Annotated in this window: 5 protein-coding genes; 3 read left to right on the top strand and 2 right to left on the bottom strand. The window is 38.4% G+C overall.

The window, feature by feature from the left end; all coding sequences use genetic code 11:
- The 3 genes from devC to LC574_RS27655 all read left to right on the top strand — a co-directional run.
- The coding region (gene devC, locus LC574_RS27645) for an ABC transporter permease DevC (RefSeq protein WP_229456876.1) at positions 1 to 626 on the top strand (626 nt) is incomplete at its 5' end.
- 126 nt (positions 627 to 752) lie between these two features.
- Positions 753 to 1,463: a DevA family ABC transporter ATP-binding protein gene (locus LC574_RS27650; protein WP_229456877.1), complete on the top strand. Its 711-nt coding sequence runs from the start codon at positions 753 to 755 to the stop codon at positions 1,461 to 1,463.
- 67 nt (positions 1,464 to 1,530) lie between these two features.
- Positions 1,531 to 2,076, top strand: coding sequence for an RNA 2'-phosphotransferase (locus LC574_RS27655; protein WP_229456878.1), 546 nt, complete (start codon positions 1,531 to 1,533; stop codon positions 2,074 to 2,076).
- Between the two features lie 616 nt (positions 2,077 to 2,692).
- Here the strand turns inward: LC574_RS27655 and LC574_RS38585 are convergent.
- Together LC574_RS38585 and LC574_RS27665 are read right to left on the bottom strand one after the other, a co-directional pair.
- A complete protein-coding gene (locus LC574_RS38585; RefSeq protein WP_306422165.1) occupies positions 2,693 to 4,045 on the bottom strand; it encodes a calcium-binding protein in 1,353 nt (450 codons plus the stop codon).
- Positions 4,046 to 4,357: 312 nt separating this feature from the next.
- Positions 4,358 to 4,554, bottom strand: a 197-nt coding sequence (locus tag LC574_RS27665) for a hypothetical protein (protein ID WP_229456879.1), incomplete at its 5' end; no start/stop codon positions are given.

Below are 4,554 nucleotides of genomic sequence, written 5' to 3' on the forward strand. Positions count from 1 at the left end.
AAGGACTATTTACATTAGGTGCATCATTTGGCGCAGATGGTAATTTAATTACAAGTGATATTAACTTTCTGCGAATATTCAGTAATCGTCAAAAAGGATTAATTGATATTGGGCTAATTAAATTAAAACCGGGAGCAGATGCTAACGTTGTTGCCCAAGAATTACGAAAATATTTACCTAATGAAGTAAATGTTTTAACTAAACAAGAATTTATTGATTTTGAGCGGAATTATTGGGCAAATAGTACAGCTATTGGGTTTATTTTTACATTAGGGACTGTCATGGGTTTCATTGTGGGTACTGTGATAGTTTATCAAATCCTTTATACAGAAGTTGCAGATCATTTAGCTGAGTACGCTACTCTCAAGGCAATAGGTTACACACAAAACTATTTATTGACAGTCATTCTTCAAGAGGCTTTATTATTAGCAGTTTTAGGGTATTTTCCTGGAATAATTTTTGCTTTATTTATGTATAATAGCGCCAGAAACGCAACACTTTTACCAGTTTTTATGAGCTTTGACCGGGCGGTAATGGTGTTGATTTTGACTATGCTAATGTGCATTATCTCTGGTGCGATCGCAGTCCGAAAATTACGTTCTGCCGATCCAGCAGATATATTTTAATTAATTCAAGATTAATTAAAATATATTATTGATAACTATAGTTTATAATCAATAATTAAGAAAGCCTGATTTTTGATAGACAGTACAGTTACGTTTCAAAACTATTAACTTGTAATTAATAAGAATATGATAGAAAAAGAACCTGTAATTGCCATTAAAAATCTCAACCACTACTATGGCAAAGGGACGCTGAGAAAACAGATATTATTTGACATCAACCTAGAAATTTATCCAGGTGAAATTGTAATTATGACCGGGCCATCAGGTTCAGGTAAAACAACATTACTGAGCTTAATTGGTGGTTTGCGGTCTGTACAAGAGGGAAGTTTAAAATTTTTAGGTGAAGAACTTGTTGGCGTCAGTCAAAACAAACTGGTGCAGATGCGACGCAACATTGGTTATATTTTCCAAGCTCACAATTTGCTAGGGTTCTTGACAGCAAAGCAAAATGTGCAAATGGCGGTAGAATTGAATGATAATATTTCTCAAACAGAAGCAGTGGCTAAATCAAAAGCCATGCTGGGGTCTGTGGGCCTAGAAGAACGAGTTGATTACTACCCAGACAATCTTTCTGGTGGACAGAAACAAAGAATTGCGATCGCTCGCGCCTTAGTGAATCGTCCCCCACTGGTGCTAGCAGACGAACCAACAGCAGCATTAGACAAACAATCAGGACGCGATGTCGTGCAAATAATGCAGAGTTTAGCCAAAAATCAGGGAACTACTATCTTACTAGTGACACACGACAACCGCATTTTAGATATAGCCGATCGCATCGTAGAAATGGAAGATGGTCTTTTAACCCGTAATTTCCCCAATGCAGCTATCCAGCCATGATTTTAGTCATTAGTCATTTCTCCTTTGTGAATGACTAATGACCAATGACCAATGACTACTTCATCAAATGAGTGATTCTCGCCTCGTCAAAATTAGCAAATATCTCAGCAAATATTTGCGACACACACCGGATGCAATTGGAATTAAACTTGCTCCCAGTGGTTGGGTTGCTGTTGATGAACTACTTACGGCTTGTGCTAAAAACAAGTTTCCGATTACCCGTCAGGAATTAGAGGCGGTAGTTGAATCCAACGATAAACAACGCTTTTCTTTTGATTCTACAGGTACTCTGATTCGTGCGAACCAAGGACATAGTGTAAAAGTCGATTTACAATTAGAAGCTGTTGTTCCCCCAGATCAGCTTTATCACGGCACGGGACGCAAATCTGTAGAGTCAATTCTGCAAACAGGACTTTGCAAAATGTCACGACATCATGTCCATTTATCGAAGGATATTGCAACAGCACAAACTGTCGGTGCAAGATATGGAAAAGCAGTAGTTTTTGCAGTACATGCTGCCACAATGCATCAGGCGGGTTACATCTTTTATTGTTCTGCTAATGGTGTTTGGTTAGTGGATCATGTGCCACCTGAGTATCTACAGAAAATTTGAATTTTAATAGGTTTATGACTTCGCATTGACAGGAAAATCTAAATATAAATGTTTTGAATAACCACATTTGGCGTAGGGGTTTAGCATTGCTTATTGATGTCAACTTAACGTAAAAACTATGTCCCGCAAGGAACTTCAGTTCCTTTGTGGGATTAATTACCCGCTCAATATCTGCTTGATATCGTGTCCGGTTAAAGACTTATCATTTAGACCGCAGTTCTTGCTGGGGGCAGGCTTGCCGTGAGCGTAGCCGAACGGGAGCAGGGGGAAAGAGGCTTTTGCGCTTTTTGCACAGATGCGGGAATTATAACTAATTAGGCGGACATGATATGACTCGTTAGCGAATCATTCCATTGAATTTCGGGATTGAAGGGAATTTCACCGTAGCGCGATCGCAGTAGTTCTGTAGGATTAGTCATAATCAATTCTTATACATCCAGTCGCACAGAATCCATTCTGGATTCTAGCTCAGGAATTGCTGAATTCTTCTTCGGTAATTTTCATTTTCCTTACCTAATGAACAAAGTTTGGCATAGCTTAAGACTCTAAAATCTTTTTGGATTTTAAAGTCTTCCTAGTGGGCTTTCATGCTTCCCATTTTGTTCTGTAAATTACTCTAAGAAATTAGGATCGAAAGTAGGGTCGAATCAGACCAAAACTGGTTAGAATTTACACCTGATAGCAGTAATGTTTGTTTAGTGTCTCCAGAATTAAAACTCAAAAGGAGACCATTATTACTATCAATTATATTTCCTTGATAAAACATTTCATTTAACCAAGTCTCAGCGTCAATATCATGCAGGCCCGTAAATTCAATCTTATCAATACCAATTTTAAAATCTTGAATGACATCAAACTCACTTGTCAAGAATTTATCGCTAGTGTTGAAAATATTATCGAGACCGAGATCAATACCAATACCAACTAGTAAATCTTGGACGGCATCAAGACTACCTGTTACCAAACTATCGTTAACGCCAAAGTTGAAAACAAATTTGTCATAGCCGTCGCCACCAACTAAAACATCATGCCCCTTACCACCAATCAGAACGTCATCACCCGAACCGCCATTTAGGCTATCATTGCCTTGGCCTCCAATTAGAGTATCATTCCCTTCGCCGCCTTCGAGGATATCATCGCCTTTCCCTCCATCCAGCTTGTCATCTCCTAAGCTGGCATAAATTTTGTCTCCCCTGTTACTTCCTTGAAGATCATCTTTCCAAATCGTGCCATAAGTAACATTTTTACCTAAATTGTTGATTAAAGTATCTCCAAAAAAAATAATATTACTGAGATTCATTTCTACTATTGTTATGTTGATGTCACGCTGCCAAGTTTTTTTATAACTACCAACGCTCTTTGCTTTGAGGGAGTCCTCACCATTATCGCCGTCAATATCAGTAGTTTGCGGGATACTCTTAATACTAACATTACTACTTTTGCTAGATTTCAAATCAGCAATCTGCTCAGAGGAAACTAACTTACCGTGGATACCGAAATAATCTAATACCTTAGGTTTATCAGGATTTGTGGTATCTAGTACCATTAAACAAATTAGCCCCTTAGCCTGGTTATATTCAGTACCATAATTTTCAATTTCTTTAGCTTTTAGTGCTAAGTCTGCATCGAAATCGAAAGAGAAGGTTTTATAAGCATCAACTTTAAAACTAGCAACCACTTTTATTTCACTATTGGCAGTTCCTGCTCCCGAACCATCTAATCCGATGCCAGTGATGTCACTAAAGAGCCAAGAAAAAGTTGGGTCAGTCTCATAAATAGCTCCGGCTTGAGCCGTAACAATAGCAATTCCACTTTCAACCAACGTCTTTATCTCAGTGGTAGTCAAAGTTCCTGAGGGCTTTTGACTATACTTTGAGGAAGAAGTAGACCCATTAGCGTTAGCATAGTTAGGGTTGGGATTAGGAATTTGATTTACAGTTGGCTTTAAAAAGTGTGTCTGTGGCTGCATAATATTTTCTGTTCCTGTTAAGTACTTTGTCTACAAAGATGTATGAGTGTATGCAACCCTATTTTGTGGAATTAGGCATAACGATCGCACAATCTCATAATTTCAGCAGTCATGTCAATTATCCAGGGCGATCGTATCTAAATTATTTTTGGCCACAAACAAGGTATTGTTACTTTTATCCTCTGTTGATGATAAGTAACCGCTCAATAATCCGAGGTAAATTGCTCAGTGACAAGCCTCAAATAGCGTAAAATCGTTCCTGAACTGGTAGGTCGCCTTGATTTATTGAACGGATACGATGATGAGCTATACCTATGTAGTCAGGTCAACGTTTGCTACAATCGCAATTAGCTCATTACCGCCAGGAAGTTGGGCGAAAATCAAAGTATCAAGGTCAGTTATCTGACTTCTAGTTTCAAGTGTATAATTCACAGTTGTACTAAGTCCCAACTGATCAATACCCTTCTCAAAGCCCAAAATAAGAGCATAGTCTCTGTTGCCAGCAGCTG

This window comes from Nostoc sp. CHAB 5715, from assembly GCF_020829685.1.
GTDB lineage: Bacteria > Cyanobacteriota > Cyanobacteriia > Cyanobacteriales > Nostocaceae > Nostoc.